Annotated in this window: 19 protein-coding genes, 1 tRNA gene and 1 pseudogene; 8 read left to right on the top strand and 13 right to left on the bottom strand. The window is 45.1% G+C overall.

The genetic code is table 11. The features are described 5' to 3' along the window. Positions 1–13: 13 nt before the first annotated feature. From MsAg5_RS02805 to MsAg5_RS02785, 5 genes are all read right to left on the bottom strand, one after another. Entirely contained in the window at positions 14–592 is a 579-nt protein-coding gene (locus MsAg5_RS02805) for a helix-turn-helix domain-containing protein (protein ID WP_338099101.1), read from the bottom strand. 76 nt (positions 593–668) lie between these two features. Continuing rightward, on the bottom strand, positions 669–1925 hold the full coding sequence (locus MsAg5_RS02800; RefSeq protein ID WP_338099100.1) for an adenosylhomocysteinase: 1257 nt from the start codon (positions 1923–1925) through the stop codon (positions 669–671). A gap of 182 nt (positions 1926–2107) precedes the next feature. Beyond that, a complete protein-coding gene (locus tag MsAg5_RS02795; protein ID WP_338099099.1) occupies positions 2108–2881 on the bottom strand; it encodes a phospholipase D-like domain-containing protein in 774 nt (257 codons plus the stop codon). 146 nt (positions 2882–3027) lie between these two features. Next, a complete protein-coding gene (locus MsAg5_RS02790; protein WP_338099098.1) occupies positions 3028–3801 on the bottom strand; it encodes an SDR family NAD(P)-dependent oxidoreductase in 774 nt (257 codons plus the stop codon). A 384-nt stretch (positions 3802–4185) separates the two neighbouring features. Beyond that, positions 4186–4434 (bottom strand): hypothetical protein, encoded by a 249-nt coding sequence (locus tag MsAg5_RS02785; protein ID WP_338099097.1) that lies wholly within the window; start codon positions 4432–4434, stop codon positions 4186–4188. A 325-nt stretch (positions 4435–4759) separates the two neighbouring features. On the opposite strand from MsAg5_RS02785, the gene MsAg5_RS02780 reads away from it, so the two are divergent. Continuing rightward, positions 4760–5230: a Panacea domain-containing protein gene (locus MsAg5_RS02780; protein WP_338099096.1), complete on the top strand. Its 471-nt coding sequence runs from the start codon at positions 4760–4762 to the stop codon at positions 5228–5230. Between the two features lie 256 nt (positions 5231–5486). Next, positions 5487–5606, top strand: a pseudogene (locus MsAg5_RS09385) (MAG6450 family protein); the annotation flags it as partial. Positions 5607–5697: 91 nt separating this feature from the next. On the opposite strand, the gene MsAg5_RS02775 reads toward MsAg5_RS09385, so the two are convergent. Then, positions 5698–5818: transfer RNA gene (locus MsAg5_RS02775), tRNA-Met, on the bottom strand. A gap of 232 nt (positions 5819–6050) precedes the next feature. Here MsAg5_RS02775 and MsAg5_RS02770 point away from each other — a divergent pair. The 3 genes from MsAg5_RS02770 (at position 6051) to MsAg5_RS02760 (ending at position 7846) form a co-directional block, all read left to right on the top strand. Continuing rightward, a complete protein-coding gene (locus tag MsAg5_RS02770) occupies positions 6051–6626 on the top strand; it encodes a flavodoxin family protein (RefSeq protein ID WP_338099095.1) in 576 nt (191 codons plus the stop codon). A gap of 96 nt (positions 6627–6722) precedes the next feature. Further along, a complete protein-coding gene (locus tag MsAg5_RS02765) occupies positions 6723–7310 on the top strand; it encodes a malonic semialdehyde reductase (RefSeq protein WP_338099094.1) in 588 nt (195 codons plus the stop codon). A 293-nt stretch (positions 7311–7603) separates the two neighbouring features. After that, positions 7604–7846: a hypothetical protein gene (locus MsAg5_RS02760; protein WP_338099093.1), complete on the top strand. Its 243-nt coding sequence runs from the start codon at positions 7604–7606 to the stop codon at positions 7844–7846. Here MsAg5_RS02760 and pyrF read toward each other — a convergent pair. From pyrF to MsAg5_RS02745, 3 genes are all read right to left on the bottom strand, one after another. After that, on the bottom strand, positions 7843–8499 hold the full coding sequence (gene pyrF, locus MsAg5_RS02755; RefSeq protein ID WP_420846994.1) for an orotidine-5'-phosphate decarboxylase: 657 nt from the start codon (positions 8497–8499) through the stop codon (positions 7843–7845). The genes MsAg5_RS02760 and pyrF overlap by 4 nt on opposite strands. A gap of 16 nt (positions 8500–8515) precedes the next feature. After that, positions 8516–9505, bottom strand: coding sequence for a deoxyhypusine synthase (locus tag MsAg5_RS02750; protein ID WP_338099091.1), 990 nt, complete (start codon positions 9503–9505; stop codon positions 8516–8518). A 118-nt stretch (positions 9506–9623) separates the two neighbouring features. After that, positions 9624–10895: a GLUG motif-containing protein gene (locus tag MsAg5_RS02745; RefSeq protein ID WP_338099090.1), complete on the bottom strand. Its 1272-nt coding sequence runs from the start codon at positions 10893–10895 to the stop codon at positions 9624–9626. A gap of 231 nt (positions 10896–11126) precedes the next feature. Here MsAg5_RS02745 and MsAg5_RS02740 point away from each other — a divergent pair, with 231 nt between their 5' ends. Beyond that, positions 11127–11411 carry a DUF1016 N-terminal domain-containing protein gene (locus MsAg5_RS02740; RefSeq protein WP_338099089.1) on the top strand — a complete coding sequence of 95 codons (285 nt, stop codon included), beginning with the start codon at positions 11127–11129 and terminating at the stop codon, positions 11409–11411. 78 nt (positions 11412–11489) lie between these two features. Then, positions 11490–12314, top strand: a complete 825-nt coding sequence (locus MsAg5_RS02735) for a PDDEXK nuclease domain-containing protein (RefSeq protein ID WP_338099088.1) — start codon at positions 11490–11492, stop codon at positions 12312–12314. Between the two features lie 35 nt (positions 12315–12349). Here the strand turns inward: MsAg5_RS02735 and MsAg5_RS02730 are convergent, their stop codons facing one another. Both MsAg5_RS02730 and MsAg5_RS02725 read right to left on the bottom strand, forming a co-directional pair. Next, positions 12350–12565 carry a hypothetical protein gene (locus MsAg5_RS02730; RefSeq protein ID WP_338099087.1) on the bottom strand — a complete coding sequence of 72 codons (216 nt, stop codon included), beginning with the start codon at positions 12563–12565 and terminating at the stop codon, positions 12350–12352. Positions 12566–12869: 304 nt separating this feature from the next. Then, positions 12870–13205: a thioredoxin family protein gene (locus MsAg5_RS02725; RefSeq protein WP_338099086.1), complete on the bottom strand. Its 336-nt coding sequence runs from the start codon at positions 13203–13205 to the stop codon at positions 12870–12872. A gap of 581 nt (positions 13206–13786) precedes the next feature. Here MsAg5_RS02725 and acs point away from each other — a divergent pair. Then, positions 13787–15865: an acetate--CoA ligase alpha subunit gene (gene acs / locus MsAg5_RS02720; protein ID WP_338099085.1), complete on the top strand. Its 2079-nt coding sequence runs from the start codon at positions 13787–13789 to the stop codon at positions 15863–15865. 249 nt (positions 15866–16114) lie between these two features. On the opposite strand, the gene MsAg5_RS02715 is transcribed toward acs, so the two are convergent. Together MsAg5_RS02715 and MsAg5_RS02710 are read right to left on the bottom strand one after the other, a co-directional pair. Beyond that, positions 16115–18607 carry a GLUG motif-containing protein gene (locus MsAg5_RS02715; RefSeq protein WP_338099084.1) on the bottom strand — a complete coding sequence of 831 codons (2493 nt, stop codon included), beginning with the start codon at positions 18605–18607 and terminating at the stop codon, positions 16115–16117. 280 nt (positions 18608–18887) lie between these two features. Continuing rightward, on the bottom strand, positions 18888–21584 hold the full coding sequence (locus MsAg5_RS02710) for a beta strand repeat-containing protein (RefSeq protein ID WP_338099083.1): 2697 nt from the start codon (positions 21582–21584) through the stop codon (positions 18888–18890). Between the last annotated feature and the right edge of the window lie 26 nt (positions 21585–21610).

Raw genomic sequence — 21610 nt, 5'->3', positions numbered from 1 at the left:
GTTTCTTCCTTTATTACATCGGCGCATACACGACGGCCAAAATCTTCGCCCCGTTTTCGTCAGCGGCGCACACCAAGTGGTCGACAATGGAATCATAGTAAATGCTGTCGCCTTCTTCCATGATGTAGGTGGTTTGACCGTAGATGATTTTGAGAATTCCTTCCAACACATAAATGAATTCCTCGCCCTCGTGCGCGGAAACCATCAGCGTGGACTCGTCGGCCGGATTAATTTCCACAATGAACGGCTCCATCGTCCGTCCGGCTTTTTGCGGGGCGAGCGCAAAGAAATTGTTGTGGGATTTGGCATGCTTTTCCGTGCTGACGTCTGAGGTGTGAATCGTTTCGTTCGCTTTGTTTTTCCGAGTCAACGCCGGTCCCAAATCGTCCGAGTCGTCCAAAAAAGTGCCCAAGCGGACGCCGAGAACGCGCGCAATTTTAATGAGCGGCGCCAATGACGGAATGTTTGTGTTTTCTTCAATCGCTGCAATTTGCGTCAAATCCAAATTGCTCCGGTCGGCCAACTCTTCCCGCGTCATATTTTTAGATTCGCGAATCGATTTAATTTTCGTTCCGATATTTTTGTTCGTCATAATAACCCATTTACCCTTTTTATTTTGATAATAATTACGTGATAATTTATAATTTCATTATTTGTTTAACCATTTTTCAGGTTCCCGCTTCCCAGTCGTCGGTGTAACACCGCTGTTTATCGGTTAACCGGTCGATTTCAATATCCATCGACTTTAATTTTAATGAAGCAACCCATTCGTCGATTTCAGCCGGAACCTTGTGAACGCCGTGTTCAAGTTTATTCTGTGCAATATATTTGACGCCGAGCGCCTGGTTTGCAAAACTCATGTCCATGACTTCCGCCGGGTGGCCGTCGCCGGCCGCCAAATTGACCAAGCGTCCGTCCGCAAGCACATTGATTTTAATTTTTTGTCCGCCGGCCGCGCCGATTGTGTATTCTTTAATATTCTTCCGGACAATCTTTTCGCCCATGGACATTTTCTTTAATCCGTCCAAATCAATTTCCACATTGAAGTGGCCCGCGTTTGCTAAAATCGCACCCGACTTCATCTTGGGGAAATGTTCCGTTGAAATCACATCGCAGTTGCCCGTCGTCGTCACAAAAATGTCGCCGATTGCCGCTGCATTCGCCATCGGCATCACGCGGTAGCCGTCCATCCGGGCTTCGAGTGCCCGCACTGGATTGATTTCAGTCACCACGACTTCGGCGCCGAGTCCGGCCGCCCGCATGGCAATTCCGCGTCCGCACCAGCCGTAGCCGCCGACGACAACAGTTTTTCCGGCCACCAAGAGATTGGTTGTCCGCATGATGCCGTCCCAGGCGGATTGTCCGGTTCCGTACCGGTTGTCAAACATGAATTTGGTTTGTGCGTCGTTGACCGCCAAAACCGCCATTTCAAGCGCGCCTTCTTTTTGCATCGCCATCAAACGGTGGATTCCGGTTGTGGTTTCTTCGCAGCCGCCGATAATTTTCGGAAGCAGGTCGCGCCGTTCTTTGTGAAGTTTAAAAATAAGGTCGGCGCCGTCGTCAATGGTGATGTCCGGCTCAATATCGAGAACTTTGTCGATCGCTTCGTAATATTCCGCATTGGAGCAGTCGTATTTGGCGCAGCAGGAAATATTATCCTTACAATCCAGTGCAAGCGCCACGTCGTCTTGCGTACTGAGTGGGTTGCAGCCTGAAATCGCCACTTGCGCGCCGCCGATTGCCAACGTTTCAACCAAAACGGCCGTTTTGGCCTCGACGTGAAGCGCCATCGCAATCCGCCGTCCCTTGAGCGGCTTTTCCGCTGCAAATTCTTTGCGGATTTGTTCCAAAACCGGCATGTGGTTTTTGGCCCATTCGATTTTCAAGTTTCCGGATTCGATTTGTTCCTGTTTTGATGCGTCCATCTTTTTTCCTCAAACAATAAATTAAAATTTTCTGAAAAAGTTGATAAATTTATTTAAATGAATGGGTTTGAGATAGTATCCATAAAATATAAAATAGTCGGATGGATTTGAAAATCCGGTTGAGTTGGTATTAAAAAAGAGATAATTCATATTTTATATGATTTATCGCATTGAATCTAATTTCAAAAATTGTATCCATATCTTTGAGTTTTAAAACACTCATCACACAGCGGCCTGTTATACGTGGTATTTGCTTTTTCCCCGCAGATTAAACAATATTTTTCTGTGTAATTTGAATTTTTATATCTGCTCCATTCACGATAACAATTGCCGCAAAGAGAGTGACCATCCGTTTCACTAATTTTTTGACGGCAGCGAATGCAATAATATCTTGTATCCGGACTCAAAATTTTTGTAATAAAACTGAAAAATCCGCCTTCTGACTTTTCCGGAGGTGCAGCCTTCGCAGGCGCTTTCTTTTCGATTGTTACTTTTTTAGGGGTTGAATATTCATCCGGTTGGCTTAATGAATATATTTTTTGAATTTCCTGTCGAATTTGGTTGTACAACTCTTCATCTTCGCCTTTTTTGACTAAGATGCCAAGTTCGTAATTGTTTTCTTGAGAAAATTGGTAAAGATTCATTGAAGTCAGAATCGCTGCCGACTCGTTCATGTAACATTTTGCATGTAAATTTTTTGTTTTTCTTAACTTGACATTTGAATTTTTTAATAATTTCTTTTCTTCATTTAATCGTTCCAATTCTTTTTCTGCCGGATTATCATCTCTATAAATGATCGTCATTGATATGTTTTTAGAGCCGGCAAAAACAAAATGTCCTTGAAATGAAGGCGATATTTTAAGATAAGGGGTCACAAAAATAATTTCTTTTTCCGCACCATTCAACAGATTGCTGATTTCTGCCGAACAATTTTGAGTATCTAAAATTCTTGCCATGAATTCACCTAATTATGATATTCATATCAAGTTATTAAATATTTTACGATATGAATTATAATTTATGTTTGAAAATTATTAGAAAAAAGAAGCCGGAAAACAGATTTCTCTGTTTTCCTTTTTTGAAACATTTCAATTTTAAATCTTTAAATACAGGTTTGGCCGCCGTCCACCAAAGTGATGGTGCCGGTCGTGTACGTCGCTTCATTAGACGCCAAGTAAATCAAAGCTGGGTTAAGTTCTCCTTCGCGGCCGGGGCGTCCCATGGGGACCATTAATTTCAAGTATTCTTGGAATTCTTTGGTTTCAAAAGCGCTTTGCGTCAGTTCCGACGGGAAGAATCCGGGTCCGATCGCGTTGACGGTGATGCCGTGCTTCGCCCATTCGGAGGCAAGCGCGCGTGTGAAGTTCACGACGCCGCCCTTGGCAGCGTGGTAGGAAACGGTCGGCATGAAGTTGTTGCCGATCACGCCGTACATGGAGGCGATGTTGATGATTCGACCGTACTTCTTTTTGATCATTTCTTTGCCGAATTCGCGGGCAACGGTGAAAACGCCGGTTAAGTCGACGGCGATGTCTTTGTTCCACATGTCGTCCGTCATTTCTTCGGCCGGCGCGACGGCGCCGAGACCGGCGTTGTTGACCAAGATGTCGACTTTGCCGTATTCTTTGATGACGGCGGCGACTGCGTTTTGAACGTCGGCGGTGACGGTGACGTCGCAGACAACCGGGAAGCATTTGCGTCCGGTCTTCCGGATTTCTTCGGCAACGGCGTCTAATTTGTCTTTTCTCCGGGCCAAAATCGCAATATCGGCGCCTTGTTCGGCAAGCGCTTTCGCGAATTGAACGCCCAGTCCTGAAGACGCGCCGGTCACAACGGCCACGCGGTTGGTTAAATCAAACATGTCTTTATCCTCCATTGAATATTTATTGAATTTATTTCCTCAAAGATTATATGATAGTCGGCTGAATGCCGTCTGCAATTACTGTATTTTTAATTGCTCAACAAAAATTATTTTGGGGTTATTTAAACCTGATGGGATATAAAATAGAAAATAATGACAAATTCCTTCAAAAATCGAAGATTTGTAATGACAAATAAAGTGAATTGAATCAAAAAAGAGAATCATAAAAACATAAACGTGAAAAAACAAAAACATGAAAACACAAAATGAAAACACAAAAATATGAAAATATAAAAACGCAAAAATACAAAAACATAAAATATCGGTTCGAGTTATCAAAACGAAGGGAAAGGTCGTTCCCTTCGTTTTTGTTGTATAGATTTTATTTTGCAGTTTCAGTTATTTGATTTCAAAAGTCAGAACATATGTCCGTTCGTCTTTCATTTCTGTTTTTCCCGGCTCCTCTTTCATATTTTTTATGGCCAATTCGACTTTTTGTTCCATACAATGGATGAGTTTTTCGGTAAATTTGTCGCATTTCTTACCTTTGATGTAAAACCCGTCGGATCGTTCTTCAACGCCTTCGCCGAGCTCTTCGTTTTCGCTGTAATACATTTGATTGTTGGTGTATGTGACTTTGAATTTCATGGCTTTTCCCCTGCAGAAATATCTGCAATAAAAATTATATATTAAATTTTATATTAATTTTTCGGAGAATTTTAAATTGAAATCACAAACAAGCGAAATAATTTCTTAAAAATATTCAATATTTTAGTGATTTTTTATTTTTATTTTCAAATGATGTCGACGTAAACAGTTTGCAGATACTTGTTTGATTCATTTCAAAATATAAAATATGATTAAAATCAATGGATATCTATTCATTTCAAAGAAATATAAAAACTTATAAATAGATCGCTCATAATTCGGTAATTCAGTTGCTAAACACTGTTATTCATCAAAGGAGGTCAAAATGACAAATCACAATCCAATTCCGAATTATGACATTAAAGACGTTGCCAATTGGTTTTTGAACAAAGAGCCGATGACTCAAAAGAAGCTTCAGAAGCTCTGTTATTATGCCGTTGCCTGGAGCTATACGTTGAGAAAATGTCCGCTCTGTACCGACTGTGAATTTGAAGCATGGATTCACGGTCCGGTCAATCGTGTTCTTTACCGAGAATATCGTTCTTTCGGCTGGACGCCGATTCCGCAAGTTTCAATCAAACCTGATTTTGGTGATGCTGAGGATTTGCTTGAGACGGTTTGGAACACATACGGCGACCTTTCCGGGATTCAACTTGAAATTATGTCGCACAAGGAAAAACCTTGGTTAAACGCCAGAAAAGGATATGGGACTTATGACCGCTCTGTAAAAGCGATTTCTTCAGAAGATATGATTGATTTCTATTGGAAAATGTATGAAGAAGGACAAAATGACTAAGAAGATATTTCCAAAGACAAAAATTGAAACGGGAGACAAAACTGAAAAGTTATCTCCTTTAATTTCAACAGCCGACTTGATCCGGCTTGATTTTACGGATATTGGAAAATGTATTCCGTCCAAACATCATACATGTTTGTGTAAACTTGGTGTCAGTGACTTGCAGCTTATCGGAAATTTTATATCAAAAACGTGCTGTCCGGCCGAATCTTTCTTTTCCCATTAGAAACCGGTTGTCAGTGAAACGAAATATTCCGGACATAAAAATGAAACCCTGAAACATATTCGGCTCAATAAAAAATTCAGAATTCATGGATATCGAAACGAAAATGTATTTTATATTGTTGCTTTTGACAAAAATCATCTGGGATGCTGACTTGAAATCTCAATTAATTGAAAAAGTTAACGGTAAAATTATAAAAATGGATTTAACGAATCCTTAAATTTTCAAAAAAAAAAGAAAAACATGCCCGGAGCGTGACTCGAACACGCGACCTCCAGATGTCTCAGGAACCTATTTAGGTCCGATAAGACGCCATTTTATTTTCCCTATGAGTCTGGCGCCCCAACCGACTAGGCTATCCGGGCAATGAGAGGTTATAGAAAGTCAATTGTCCTATTAAAACGTATTGATTGAAAAAAGGGTTCATGAACTCTTGTGAGCATCTCATCTGATTCGTTCGATTCGTTTTTCCTTTTTTGAATATTATATAAAAATGTATAAATAATGTCATAACATGAGGGTAGATGTTATTTTTTATTTTCTTTTATTTTTAATTGAACCGCTTTGGCGGTTTTTATTTTTGAGGTGGAAAAAGACATGAAAATGATCGGATTTTGCGGCAGCCCGCGCCGGAAAGGGAATACGGAAATTTTAATGCAAACCATTTTGGACGAAGCGGAATCGAATGGATTCGACACCGAAATGGTTTATTTGGCGGACGCCGACATCGGATTTTGTAAAGCGTGCGACGCCTGCCATTTGCCGAGCGGCAAATGCATTATCGACGACGATATGGAATCTTTGGTTCAAAAGATGAAAGAATCGGACGTCTGGGTTCTCGGAACACCGGTTTACTGGTGGGGACCGACCGCGCAAATGAAAGTTTTCATCGACCGCTGGTACGGATTCTATTCGGAAGAATTGTTCAAGAACAAAAAAGCGATTCTCGTCGTTCCGATGGAAGATTCCGAAGAAAAAACAGCGTCGCATGTCGTCGGCATGTTTCAAGATTCCTGCGATTACGTCGGACTTGAACTGGCGGATATTATTGTCGCCAAAGGCGTTCGAAACAAAGGCGACGTCAAGGAAAAACCGGAATTGATGAAGCAGGCGAAAGATTCTGTTTCAAAAATCACGGCACAAGCGAAGACGACAATGAAAACTAAAAACTAAAAATTAATAGTTTAAATCAGAAGTCAAAAGTTTAAGTCAAAATCTAAAGTTTAAAGTTAAAATCAAAACCAATCAACAGTATGGAAGGTGAACCCAATGTCGGAAATTAATAAAGATTGTATGGACGTTATTTTCAACGAAGCCCGCACGCACAAATATTTCGAAAACAAACCGATTTCAGACGAACTCTTTGTTCAACTGTACGACATTTTAAAGCTGGCGCCGACGTTCGCCAACTGCCAAGCCGGACGATTTGTTTTTGTGAAAAGTCCGGAAGCCAAAGCCCGGTTGATTCCGTATTTGGATCCAAGCAATGTTTCAAAAGTTGAAGCGGCGTCCGCAACCGTTATTGTTGCCGGCGACGCCGAGTTTTACAAAAACATGCCCCGGCTTTTTCCGCACGGCGACTACATGTCATTTTTCGCAAGCAACGCTGCGTTTGCGGACCGAACAATGTATCAAAATTCAAGCTTCCAAGGCGCCTATCTCATTATTGCAGCCCGGGCGCTTGGTCTCGACTGCGGTCCCATGGGCGGTTTTGACAACGCCGGCGTCGACAAAGAATTTTTCCCGGACGGCAAATGGAAATCCAATTTCCTCTGCAATTTGGGAACCGGAATCCCGAGCAAATTGCATCCGAGAGACCCGCGGCTGAATTTTAACGAAGCCTGTAAAATTATCTGATTGGTTGCGAGTGCGGCGTTCGCGCGCGTTACAGCGACACATTTTCTTTCGGTTTTTTCAAAACTGAAGGACAATTTTTGAAGATACCAACCAAACCATCCCGAAAAATCAAACGCTTTGCGTTTGATTTTCTCGGAATCCGATGAGATGTATTTGATGCAACAGCTTGATACAAACTAAAAATTGGCAACTGCAGATGCAAACTGAATCTTAAAAACAGTCACCTGCAGATGCAATCCAATATCTGAAAATATGGAGTGCACCTGTTGCTAACTTCATTTCATTTTATTTTTATGGGAATCCGCCAAGTTCCGCCTCTTCACGCCTTCGGCGTTCAGAGTCAGAACTTGCGGGATAAATTTGGAACAGACGCAGTTGTTTCTGCACGGCCTTGTGCGCCGCCGCCCACGCGCGCGTTATCGTCATCACTTTTGACGAATCGAGAAAAAAACGCCCCTCGGTTCAATAAAAATAGAATTAAAAATAGAAATAAAAAAGAAAGAAATGAAATAGAAAAAAATGAAAATACAAATTAAATGTATTTTTCAATTTCCCGTTTCACTTTTTCAGCTTCTTCTCTCGGATTTTTGGAGCCGTAAATGCTGCGTCCGACAATGACCCAGTCGGCGCCGGCTTTAATTGTATCCGCCGCGCTGCCGCCTTGGGCGCCGACGCCCGGCGAAATGATTTTAAGTCCGCTTCCAATCACGCCGCGCAATTCTTTCACGCGCTCGGGACGCGTGGCCGGCGCGACAATTCCGAAGGCGCCTGATTTTTTCGCCATCGCCGCGATTTCTTTGGACACGCTGTCCGTAAAGAAATGATCGCCGCCGGGGTGGCTCATTTCCGCGACAACGAAAACCTTCTTTTGATATTCGTTGGCGGTTTTCACACATTCGGTCAGGCTGTCCGGTCCCGTAAATCCTTGAACGATGACGGCGTCGCAGCCGGCATCGAAAACATGTTCGCAAATGAGGCGGTCGGTGTTCGGAATGTCAGCCACTTTAAAATCGGCGATCACCGGCGCGATTCTTGACAGTTTTTCAGCGATGGAAAGGCCGGTTCCGAGAACCAACGGATACCCGATCTTGATCGCGTCAACGGCTTCCGCAACTTCTCTTGAAACCGTCAGCGCCGTTTTCTCGTCTGTGACGTCAAGCGCCAGAATGACGCCGTTTTTCCGGGCCAGAGATTTTGACATATTCTCACTCCACCGGGATTTGTTTTTTGGGCTGTTTCTGTTTTTCCAGGCGCGCGCGCGTGGCGGCCACCATCAGCGGCAGCGTGATCGTCGCATCCGAATAAACGGTCACCAAACGGGATTTGTCGCCGACTTTTCCCCAGGAAATCGCTTCTTCGAGCGTGGCGCCGGAAAGGCCGCCCGTTTGCGGTGTGTCCATCGTCAATTGAATCGCGTAGTCAAAATCGCGCGGCGTCACAAGCATGGATTGGAAAATGAAGTTTTTGGGAACTCCGCCGCCGATGAACACGGCGCCGGCTTTTTCGGCTTCCCAGCAAATGTCCATGAATGCGTGCATGTCCGCAATCGCGTCGATCACAAGCGGATTCGTTTCTTTGTAGAGCCAGGCTTGGAGGCCGATGACGGAATCTGGGAACGCCGGACAATAAATCGGTACGTTCATGTCGTAAGCGGCCCGAAGAATCGAATCCGGATTCTCGATATTTTTTCCGATATTTTTCATAAATTCGGCAATTGAAACCGGTTTGTCGGCCGGCAAATCGGCGATAACCTCTTGCAAAAAGCCTTCGAGTTCCTCAAAGTGCTGGTCCGGCAAAAACACGTCGTAGATGCGGTCGATGCGTTCTTCGTGGAGCTTCACGTCGTTGGAACCTTCGTCGCCTTTGTAATGCGGCATATAAAGGCCTTCCAGCGCGTCATGAACCATGTTGGCGCCGGTGGTGACGAGCACGTTGATGTGGCCGTCGCGAATCAAATCGGCGACAATTTTGCGCATGCCGGCCGGCACCATGGCGCCCGCAAGGCCGAAAAACTTGACTGTGCTTTTGTCGGACAGCATTTCCGTGTAAATGTCCACCGCTTCCGCAATCCGCCGGGCGCCGAAAGCGCAGCCGGACAGCGCCGTTACGAATTCATCCATATCCATGCCGGCTTTAATGTCGGCCGGAACCACCGGTTTTGTTAATTTGGGGCAGCCTTCCGTGACGTGTACCATATTATTATCCTCTGAATTTGATTTTTAAAAAAAGTGAAATCATAATTAAAATTGAAATAAATATTTTAAATTAAGGGACAGAAAAATAGACGACCTTTCTATTTACATTTATTGTCATTTAATTCGTTTGATTATAATATTTCGGGTCGCTTGGGTCAATAACGATGCCGATAAACTCCGAATCTATAATCTGAACATTTTCATTTTTACCGCTGCCGACAAGACCGCCGACACCTCCCGGCGTTGTATAGTTGGCTTGAATCCCTTCGCTTATCACCGTTCCGGTTGAAAAGCAAGACGAAATCGTTGTGATGCCGTCATATGCGTAAACAAATCCGACAATGCCGCCGATATTTGAATTTTCGCCGACGACGTCTCCATTTGACGAACAATTTGAAATCAAAGCCATTGAATCGTTGGTCGCTTCGATGCTTCCGGCAATGCCGCCAACCATTTTTTCACCGCGGGAAACGCCGACCGCCTGACAAGAAATAACGGATGAATTTCCGCAGTTGGTTGCGGAAAAACCGCCGACGATTCCGCCGATATCGTCCCGAAGGCCGGCGACGGGTTTTGTTGCCGTACAAGAAATAATCGCCATGGTCGCGTTATCGGATGAAAACTCGCCGATAATGCCGCCGACGTGGTTGTTTCCGTTCATCGTTCCTGTAAAAATACAATTTTGAATCGTTGTGTTTCCGCCGTCTTCCGCACCGGCCGCGCCGACGATACCGCCATTTGAGTCTTCGGAACAATTCACAAATCCGGAAACGTTACAGGAAATGACACTCATTGTGGAATTATCCTCCGAAAAGATGACGCCGGCAACGCTGCCGACATACCGGTGGCCATCTGCGGTCATATTCACCAACGTCACATTTGAAATGGAATTGTTTTTGCCGTCAACGGAGACCGCAAAACCGAACAAACCGACATATTGGTTATCCGGCAAATCAAGATGCATATTGGAAATGGTATGTCCGTTGCCGTCAAAGTTTCCGCGAAACGCCGCACTGACCTCAAAATTATTTGAAGCGCGTCGGTCACGATTGTATTCGTGTTTTCCGATCGGCTCGAAATTGCCGTTGACCGGGTCGCCGTCATTGTCAAATCCTTCGGCGTCAAGATCGATGTCCGCCATCAATTTGAAGCTCTTGTCAAGTCCGTATCGGATATTATGGAGTTGAGTTGCGTTGTAAATGAGATATGGGTCGTTTGGCGTTCCGTTGCCGCCGCCCCAAAGGGCGCGGGCGGTTTCATCATCAATGTTGACGGTCGTGTTGTTTTTCTCATCATCCAAATACGAAAATCCGTAAAGAATAACGCCGGCCGCAAAAACGACAACGATAAAAGCCGCAATGGTTTGAAATGTGGTCCACTCTCTTTTCATAAAAACGCCTCCGACTTTATTATTGACTTTAACGTTTTTATTATTTTCTTTTAAAATCCAATTGTCTTTTCCGTTCCATTTTGATTTGGTTCATTTCAATTTAATTAAAATCTATAATTATAAAATAATTTAAAAAGTTATAAGTACTTTCACCCGTTTGCATATTTTGATTGAATTTTTTTGATTTCATCTCTTTTATTTTCAATTTTAATCAACGTGGTGTGTTTCAAAATGAATCCGGAAGAAAACTTATATTCTCAAATTGCAGACCTGCTTTCAAGGGCAAGATTGGCGACGACGCATGCTGTTAATCAAACAATGGTTTACACGTATTATGAAATCGGTCGGACGATCTTGGAAGATGAATTGAATGGCGATCAAAGAGCAGAGTATGGAAAGCAAGTTTTGAAAAATTTATCCGCCCGGCTGGTAAAAGAATTCGGAAAAGGATTTTCGGTCGATAATTTGGAACGAATGAAAAAATTTTATTCATTATATTCCCCAAATTCATTATAGTCCTCTTTGAATTCATCCTCACAGATTTCCGCGACACTGTCGCGGAAATCTTCTTCTCGCAATCAGTCGACTTCTTCAGTGGACAAAATTGATTTGAAAATCCAACCTTCTGAAATTCATTCAGCCATTTCAAATAATTCAAACGATTCGCTGACTTCAAATCAGAGGGATGGGTCTGATTCGGATTGTCAGCTTTTGCCGGATTTTCGATTAAGTTGGTCTCATTATGTTAAATTGATGCGAATTAACAATCCCGAAGAACGCCGGTTTTATGAAATCGAGTGTCTCAACAACAATTGGTCGCTTCGGGAATTTGAGCGCCAATTCAACAGTTCCCTTTACGAACGGTTGGTTTTGAGCCGCGACAAGGCCAAGGTTTGGGAATTGTCTGAGAAAGGGCAGATTCTTGAAAATCCGAAAGACGTCATCAAGGATCCGATTGTTTTGGAATTTTTGGGTTTGCCGGAATTGGCAAGTTTTTCGGAAACAGAACTTGAACAGCAAATTATTAACAAACTGGAAAATTTCATGCTGGAACTCGGCAAGGGTTTTACCTTCGTTGGGCGGCAAGTCCGCATCACGTTTGATGAAAAACATTTTCACATTGATTTGGTTCTTTACAACCGCTTGCTCCGGTGTTTTGTTTTAATTGAGTTAAAGTTGGGGGAACTTTCTCCTCAGGATCTTGGACAGCTTCAGATGTATGTCAATTATTATGACCGATTTGTTAAATTGGACGATGAATGCAAAACCATCGGCATAATTTTGTGTAAACTCAAAAATGATACATTGGTTGAAATCACGTTGCCTGAAGAAAACACGCAAATTTTTGCAGAACAATATCAAATGGTGCTTCCCGGCAAGGAGGAATTAAGAAAACTGATTGAAGAGAAGGATATTTGAAATCATTCAAATATTTTCCAACAATACAGTCTTTTCTAAAAATTCCGTCGCTTCGCTAGGAATTTTTCAACGGCGGTGTGAGTCTTAATCTGCTGAGTTCGCTTTCGCGAACGGCTCCCTTCGGTCGCAGAAATACAGTCTTTTCCTGTTCCGTTTTGCATCAACTGTTTTCCGACAATACAGTCTTTTTCTGTTCCGTTTTGCATCAACTGTTTTCCGACAATACAGTCTTTTCCTGTTCCGTTTTGCATCAACTGTTTTCCGACAATACAGTCTTTTCTTGTTCCGTTTTGCAGCAACTATTCCCAACAAATTATTCTCGCTAGCGGTATCCGCTTAAACAGACGCCAAAGGCGTCTGTTTAAGCGGGATGGTTTGCTTGAATCAAAAATAGAAATTGAAGTCGAATTCACTTGAATCAAAAATAGAAATTGGACTCGAGTTCAATCGACTCGAAAATAAAACCGGAACCAACGGTTTCGGTTGGCTCAAAACAAAAAAGTATCGCTATAACGCGCGCGCCGGCGCCGCTCAAAAAAAGAAAACCGGAAAATTTTACAATTTTCCGTTCGCCAAATCGTCCACGACTTGTTTCAATTCGTCGGCGGACAAAGCTTGGTCGGCTTCGTTGAGCAATTTACCGTCCTTGAAGTATTTAAACGTCGGGGCGGCTTTGATGCCGTATTTTTTGGTGACGTCAATGTTTTCCATCGCCTCGATCCGGACAAAAACGACTTTGTCTTTGTATTTGTCCGCAAGCTCCTCAAAAACCGGCTTCATTCTTTGGCAGTGCGTGCAGCTCGTCATGTAAAACATGCTGATGACGGGCAGATCGGATGTGATGGATACGTCCCACGACTTTGTCGTCGCTTCAATAACATTGCTGGTCATTTTTTTCACCTTCTGAAATATATTCGGATAATTGGTTAAATTGAAGAATATTTTAAAGCATTTAAAGCAAACGTCATAATCCGTCCAACTATATTAATATATGTGAATTAATATAATTTTAAAAATAGGTTAACGGAAAAGCAGACGTTTGAAAATCCGTGTTTTCCTTTTTCAATTTCGGCGTGAGCCTCCTTTCCTTTTTGCGCCGGTTCGAATCGGTTAACAATTCATTTCTACAAACACGTTTATATAGAAAGGATCAATTCACATATACGATCATGACATTTTATTGAATTTTTCAACATCAATGTCAATGAATAAATCATTTAACCAAAAACGAATACGAAAAACGAAAATCAAAAAACGACCGGCAGCGATGCCATCTTCTTCAAATTAAAGTTTTTATTTTTAATCCAAATTTTTGAGCAAAAACCGGAATCAGAGATATTATTTAACCCGTATCGGGGCCCGCGGACGTATCCGCGTCTATGGCAGTGAAACGTCTGCAAATCCATGCATGACGCCGTACAAATGTACGGTTTTGCCTGCCGGATAGATCCAATAATAGGAGACTCATATCAATGCTCAATATGTTTAAACCGAAAACCGTTGCCGTTATCGGGGCATCGGACGCCGAAGGAAAAATCGGTCACGACGTTTTAAAAAACTTAGTCGGTCTTTTCCCCGGAAAAATTGTTCCAATCAACACGAACGCAGCCGAAGTGATGGGCCTGAAAGCCTATCCGACCGTGTCGGCCTGTCCCGACAAAGTGGATTTAGCGATTTTTTGTATCCCTGCGAAATTTGTTCTTGAAGCGATTGAAGACTGCGGCAAATCCGGCGTCAAAAGCGTCGTCGTCATTTCCGCCGGCTTCAAAGAAGTGAACCATGCCGGCGCTGAAATGGAAAAAGAAATCGCCGCCGCCTGCCGCAAATATAACATGGAGCTCGTCGGACCGAACTGTCTCGGCATCATCGACACCCACGCCGACTTAAACGGCTCGTTCGCCAAAATGATGGCCATCACCGGCGACATCGCCTTTATGTCCCAATCCGGCGCCATCATGACCGCCATGCTCGACTGGGCCGACGCCCGAAACGTCGGATTCTCCCGCGTCGTCAGTCTCGGCAACAAAGCCGGCGTCAACGAAAAAGACTGTTTGGAAGACTTCGCCGAAGACCCGAACACCAAAGTCATCGCCGCTTATCTTGAAGAAATCGTCGACGGCCCCGCCTTCATGGAAGCCGCCAAGATCGCCTGCAAGAAAAAACCCATCGTTCTCATCAAATCCGGAACCACGGACGCCGGTTCCGCCGCCGTTTCCTCCCACACGGGATCCATCGCCGGCGCCGACCAGGCCTACACCTCCGCGTTCAAACAATCCGGTATCATCCGCGCCGCTGCTCTTGACGAAATGATGAACTACAGCCTCGCGCTGTCCGCCTGTCCGCTTCCGAAAGGACGCAACATCGCGATCATCACCAATGCCGGCGGACCCGGAATTATGGCAACGGACGCCGTCATCAACAACAACATGAAGATGACCAAATTAACCGACGCCAACTACCAAAAATTGAAAGACGCTTTGCCGGAAGCCGCCAGCGCCAAAAACCCGATCGATGTCCTCGGCGACGCCAAACCGAACCGCTATGCGCTTGCGCTTGACACCGCTCTTGAAGACGACAACGTCGACGGCATTATTTTCCTCGTGACGCCGCAGTCCGTGACGGAAGTCGCCAACACCGCGCAGCTCGTCATCGACCGGTTCAAAGCCGCCAAAAAGCCGATTCTTTGTGTTTTCTTCGGCGGAACCCTCATGGAGCCCGGCGAGAAAATGCTTCAAGCGGCCGGCATTCCGAACTACACCTATCCGGAAGCTGCAATCGAAACCATGCGCGCGCTGTGCGACTACGCCGACATCCTGGCCACCGACTTCAAGAAGCCGGAATCCTTCAAAGTCGACAAAGAAAAAGTCAAGGCGCTCATGAAGAAGCAAACAGACAACGGCGACTTCGTTTTGGGTCTTGAATCCATCGACATCTTGGAAGCCTACGGCCTGCCGCTCGTCGGCAACGAAGAAGCCGCCACCGTCGACGACGCGATTAAAGCCGCCGAAAAGATGGGCTACCCCGTTGTGATGAAAATCGTTTCCCCGGACATCACCCACAAATCCGATGCCGGCGGAATCCGCCTGAACCTCAAGAACAAAGACGAAATCAAAGACGCGTACGCCAAAATGATGGTCGATGTGAAAAAGCACGTCCCCCACGCCAAAATCGAAGGCGTCCAGATTCAGCAGATGCTCATCGGCGGCAACGAAATCATCATCGGTATGATTCGCGATCCGACGTTCGGCCCCTTGGTCATGTTCGGTCTCGGCGGCATTTACGTCGAAATCTTAAAAGACGTGTCCTTCGGCGTGGCGCCGCTCAACCGCGACGAAGCCGAAAAATTGATCCGCTCGATCAAAACGTTCAAGATTTTCGAAGGCGCCCGCGGCGCACAGCCGGTCGACATCAACATTTTGATTGACGCGGTTCTCCGTGTTTCTCAGCTTGTGACCGACTTCCCGGAAATCAAAGAATTCGAAATCAACCCGATGAAAGTCATGGACGACGGCAAGACCGCTTACGCGATTGACATGAGAATGATGCTTTAAGCAGAAATCGATTGAATTTAAAAAGAGAAGGAAAGACTTTGTCTTTCCTTTGTTTTTCTTTTTTTTTGATTTATTTTTGCGTTTTGTTTTTGATTCATTTTTGCGTTTTTATTAGGGGTTGTTTTTTGCCGTTTTTTTTGATTTTTTGGTTTTTCTAAAAGAGGGTGGATTTTGACGCGCGCGGCGGCCGCCTTTAATTTTTTGAGGCGACTTTCGGCGTTTCGTCAAAACTCCGGGGTTGTTTTTGTTTTACGCTGTTGCCCAAGCCGGCGGATGGATGGGCTGTTGGTTTGCGGCCGGCCACGTTAAGACCGGCAGCGGATATCCGCCGTCTCCGATTTTCCAAATGATTTTGGAAGAATCAGCGTCATTGAATTTCCAGCCAAGTGTGTTTTCATAGAATGCGGCGTCTTTGGCTTGTGTTTTGGTCATATTGAAACCGCCGGTTCCGGTTCCGTCGTCTGCAGTTGCTGTATTTGAGATGGTGTTGACGGTCAAAGTCATATTTTCGTAGGCGTAGTTGCCGGAAATATGATTCTCTCCATAATTGCCTCCGGTATCATGCGATTCAAGACCGTAAATCCGTCCGAGGTTTTGGTGGACATTGTTGTTCAGGAGTTTTATGTCGCCGTTTAACGCCGTACAATTCTTGAGCGTCACATTGTCGTGAACCAGTCCGGCTAAACCGCCGGTTCCGACCGTACTGCCGGCCGATGAACCACCGTTTGGAGCCGTCAACCCTGTTACGTTTCCGCTCGCATAACAATTTTCAACCGTCGCGTTCGTTATGCTGCCGGCAAATCCGCCGAACCTGGCCCGGTGTTCGACGACTTTTCCGCCGGTCACGTCTCCGGTGGCGTAACAATTTGTGATTTCGGAACGTGCGGATCCATCTCCTCCCAAATTTCCGACAAAGCCGCCCAGCCATTCCGTTCCGGTTACATTTCCGGCTGTATATGAATTGCTGACGGAGGTGTTATGTATTGATCCGGCGAGGCCGCCCAGCTGATCGCCGCCGCTGACATTGACGTTTGCAAATGAGTTCTCAACGATCGCATTGCTGATTGTCCCGCCAACGCCGCCGATATGGCTTGCTCCCCGGCTGCCGGTTCCTGTAATGTTGCCAATTGCTTTCGAATTTATTATCTTTTGAGGATAGTGATATCCGGAAGTGGCACCGACAATGCCGCCCATATATGATACATTTATTCCGGTGATGTTTCCGGTATATGTGCAATTGTCAATCGTAAATCCATCTCCCGGTCCGTTGTTTGGTCCGATATGGCCGGCGATGCCGCCGACATAGACGCCGTAATTCGTTGTCGGCACATAGTCTGTGATAATATCTCCTGTCACTGTTGAATCTTTAATGAAGCATCCGGAATAGCTGGCCAAATTCAGTCCGACCAGTCCGCCCGTGAAATTCCCGCCGCCGAACACATTTGCGGTGGACGTTGAATTTGAAATGTTGCATCCTTTTCCGTTCAGCGTATCGCCGTCCATTCTGCCGGTCAGGCCGCCGACTTGATTGCCGGTTCCAGTCACGGTTCCTTTAAATGATGAATTTGCCAGGCTGGAATTATTGAGTCCGCCGGTCATGCCGCCGACGCCGCCGACGCCGCGAACGGTTCCGTTGACGTGAAGATTTTCCATTCGAGCGTTTTGAGCGTTTCCGGCAAAAAGACCGGCGTAGGAAGACGTGGCGTTCACGGTCATATTTTCAATGACGATGTTTTTAATTTCCGGTTTGCTGTTCGGGTTCGGTCCGCCGATAATGCCGAATAAACCGGAATAACTGCCGGCGGTTTCCACTTTAAAGTGGCTCAGCGTTTTATTGCTGCCGTCCAAATATCCGCAAAAGGCATTGTCGTTTCCGCCGATCGGAATCCATTGTTTTCCGTTTGTCTGCGCCCGGTTGTATTCGGAATTGTTGTTCCAGTCGGCCGGCAGCGCGATGTCTTGCGTAACGGCGAAGATTTTTCCATTGGCGCCGTCGCCTTGGGCTTGCGTATAATATCGCAGGGCATCCAGCTGAACAATATTTTGAATTTCAAAAGGCGTTGTCGCCGTTATGTTATTATTACTGTCTCTGTCGATTTGACCGGTTCCGGATTGGAACGGGTAGCACGAACCGGTTGAGACGCCGGTGCCGTCGTTGATGGCAAAAGAGTATTCGTAGGTGTTCAAATCGCCGACGCGGCTGAGCGGATTGCCGGCCGCGGGAATAGAAATCAGATACGTTCCGGTTGTTCCGTATGTGGCGTCCACATGGGCGGAAGAAAGAGAAATGGTTCCGGAATCGGAAGCGTCGTTGACGTTTTTGTAAGACGCGGACAAATTTGTGATTTGAAGGCCCGGGTCGTTTGCGGTCAGAATGAGTCGAAGTGTTTTGGCGTTGTCTTGATTGTAGTCGAAGAGTTCCGTGGTTGCGATAATCGGTACGTCCGATATTGGTGCAGGTGCCGGGGGCGGATTGTCTTTGCTGTTGTCGTTCCCGCCGCCGTCGGTTGGCGTCACCGGAATCACAGGAAGATTGTTTTTCGGGACAACCGTTGGCTGTTGCTCAAATCCAAATTCCGCCGCGGCCGGGTCTTCTTCGCAATCGCAAATCGCCGTTTTTCCGGCGTTCGAATCTTGAATATAAACCAGGGACGAGGAGATGAACAACAAAAGCAGCAAAGCAACCGTTATTGAAACGTGTTTCTTTTTTGGATGATATGTCGTCTTTTCTTTCGAATCCATAGGATTCACCTTTTTTAAAAACAACCGCAATCGGTTGAATTATTTATATAAAAATAATAATTTGCGTTTTATTTTATACGTATTGTATACAACAAGGCGCAAACAATGAAAAAAAGACATATTATAAAAATCTAATGCAATTGATACCTATTATTCTAATAATCATGAGGTATCGGCGAAGATATTTGTTTTTTAAATAATAAGAAAAAAGGAAAGATTTTCAAAAATGAAAATCTTTCGTGTTTAAGAGACCGCTTAAGGAATGTTTTTATGAATGTTTTTATGCTATTGCCCAAGCTGGCGGGTTTGCCGGCACGGTAGTTTGCCAAGTTAAAACCGGAAGCGGATATCCGCTTCTGATCTCCCAGACAGTCGTTCCGTCGTTCCAATCAAGTGTTCCTTCGTAGAACGTCAGGGTTTTTGCATCGGAAGCGGATGGTAAATCGGCTCCGTCTTTTCTATCTAATGTTTTGTAGTTAAAACCGCTACTGGCCGTCGTCGTCATAGCGCCGTAGGCATAATTGTTTATTAAAGTAATATCATTATTCGGCTGGTACAAAGTTTTTGAACAATAGATTCTTCCGGCGTCGATACCGTTCACTTCTCCGTTCAACGCCACACTGTTTTGAATGACCGATGCAGACGTTTCGCCGACAAGGCCGCCGACAGTATGTGTTCCGGTGATGTTTCCGGTTGCATAACTGTTATTCAAATAGGATGGAATATATCCGGTAATGAGGTTCAAATCTATCGGGTCGTCCTTTATGATGCTGGGGGCAAGGTTTCCGACAAGACCGCCGACTTGAGTGCCGCCGGCCACATTTCCAGTGGCATAGCAATTGTCAATTTGGATCATGGACGTCACGCCGGCAAGTCCGCCGACTCGAGCTTTGTTTCCGACAATATTTCCGGTGGCGTATGAATTGACAATTCCGCCGGCTGCGGATGTTCCGACAAGTCCGCCATAGTCTGAAACATCCCCGACCGTTTTTCCATTGATATTGATAGATGAAGAGGAATTGACAATCCATGTGTTGTTTCTCATCGTTCCGACCAAACCGCCGGCACTGACCAAGTCTGAAATATCTGTCCCGATATCTTCCGAAGTGATGTTTCCACAGGACGTCGAGTTAATCACGTTCCAATCTTCAAAGACGGTATGTCCGATAATTCCGCCGATTCCGCTTCCTTTTAATACGTTGATTTCGACGTTCGCACTCGAATTGATGATTGTTCCATTTTTATTTACACTATATCCGACAATTCCGCCGATGCCTTGATAGACGTTTGTTTTATTACTCGTGCCGTTAATCGTGCCGACATAATGACAATCCTCAATCAAAGTGTTGTTTTTATTTATCTTCCCGACAATTCCGCCGGATCCATCTTGGCCGGATGCGGCGCCGACGGAAATATTTCCGGTTGCATTCGATGACTTAATTTTGAATGTTTCGCCGGTTGTGGCGAGTCCGACGATGCCGCCGATGACTTGCCGGGCATTTATATCCCCTGTATGTTCTGAATTTTCAATAAAAATATTAGCACCTTGCCAATATCCGACAATTCCACCGACATAGTCGTATCCGGTAATATTTCCGGTGTGAACCGAGTTGTTGATATTAACCATATTTGTTAAACCAATAATACCGCCGGCGGTACTGTCGCTGCTTCCGGCTTTTCCGGCATTAATTTCTGAAACGGATACAGAATTGTTTATTAACGAATTGGTCCCCGCACCAATCAATCCGCCGGTATTATCTTGTGTTGAGCGGACGGGTCCGTTGACGCTTGAATTGTTAACGGTGACATTATTGATTTGTCCGATTAACCCGCCGACACGTGTTCCTCCCTCAATTGTCGAATATGAAGAAGAGACGTTCAAAACCGTTGTGTTGTTGGCGTATCCGGCCAACGAGCCGGTAACGGATGGTTTTGTCGCAGCGGACGTTTGAACCGTCATTTTTTCGATTTTGATGTTCTTTATTTCGGATTTTTGAGCGACGCCTGTTCCGCCGATTGATCCGAACAAACCGGCACTATATGCGGAGGACCGGATGGTGAAGTTAGAGAATGTTTTGTTGTTTCCGTTCAAATTTCCTTGGAACCGATCAACGTCTCCGCCGGCTGTGATCGGTGACGCCGTTTTATTTCCGCCGATCGACACCCAGCCGTTTCCGTCTGTTTTGGCGCGACCATATGTTGCATAATCCGCATGAGAGGCATTGTTCCAATCTTCCGGGAAGTTGATGTCTTTTGTGACTTCAAAGTATTTCCCTGAGCCATTTGTCTCTGTATAATATCGAAGTGCGTCAAATTGAACGATGTTTTGAATTTCAAAAGCATTCGCTGCGTCAGCACCGGTTCCTGATTGGAATGGATAATTGACGCTTTTTGAAATACCGGCGTCGGTGTTGACTGTAAAATAATATTCATAAGTTTCCGGATTGCCGACCGCACTCAATGGATTTCCGGCCCCTGCTGCCGGAATTGAAACCAAATACGTTCCCGGGACGCTGTAATTACTATCCATATTGGTGATTATGTCAATGGCAATCGTTCCGTTATCCGTTTCATCATTCACATTTTCATAGTTGACGGACAAATCTGAAATTGATAAGCTTGGACTGTTCATTTTCAAAACGACGCGAAGCGTGTTGGCGCCATCTTGGTTGTAGTCAAAGAGTTCGACGCCTGCAATCGTCGTCACTGCCGGTATATTTCCGCCGCCGCCACTGCCGTTTCCGCCCGGCGTCACATGAATGGCGTCCGGGGGAGACGATTTGACAGGTTCGGTTGGTTCATAACCGGTGGCGATGGGCGACGGATTGGCGCACTTACAGTCAAGCATGGCATTGACGTCCGCATTGTTTTGAATGTAATAAAACGTGAAAACGGCCAACAATAGTAATAAAATGATAATTGCGACCGGAATGTATTTTTTTTGCCGATATTTTGAATTTTTGTCGTTTGAATCCATAAAGTCATCTCTCCCAAGGAAAAAAT

Origin of the sequence: Methanolapillus africanus (assembly GCF_032714475.1) — an archaeon.
Classification (GTDB): Archaea; Halobacteriota; Methanosarcinia; order Methanosarcinales; family Methanosarcinaceae; genus Methanolapillus; species Methanolapillus africanus.
This window is presented reverse-complemented; position numbering and strand designations above follow the sequence as displayed.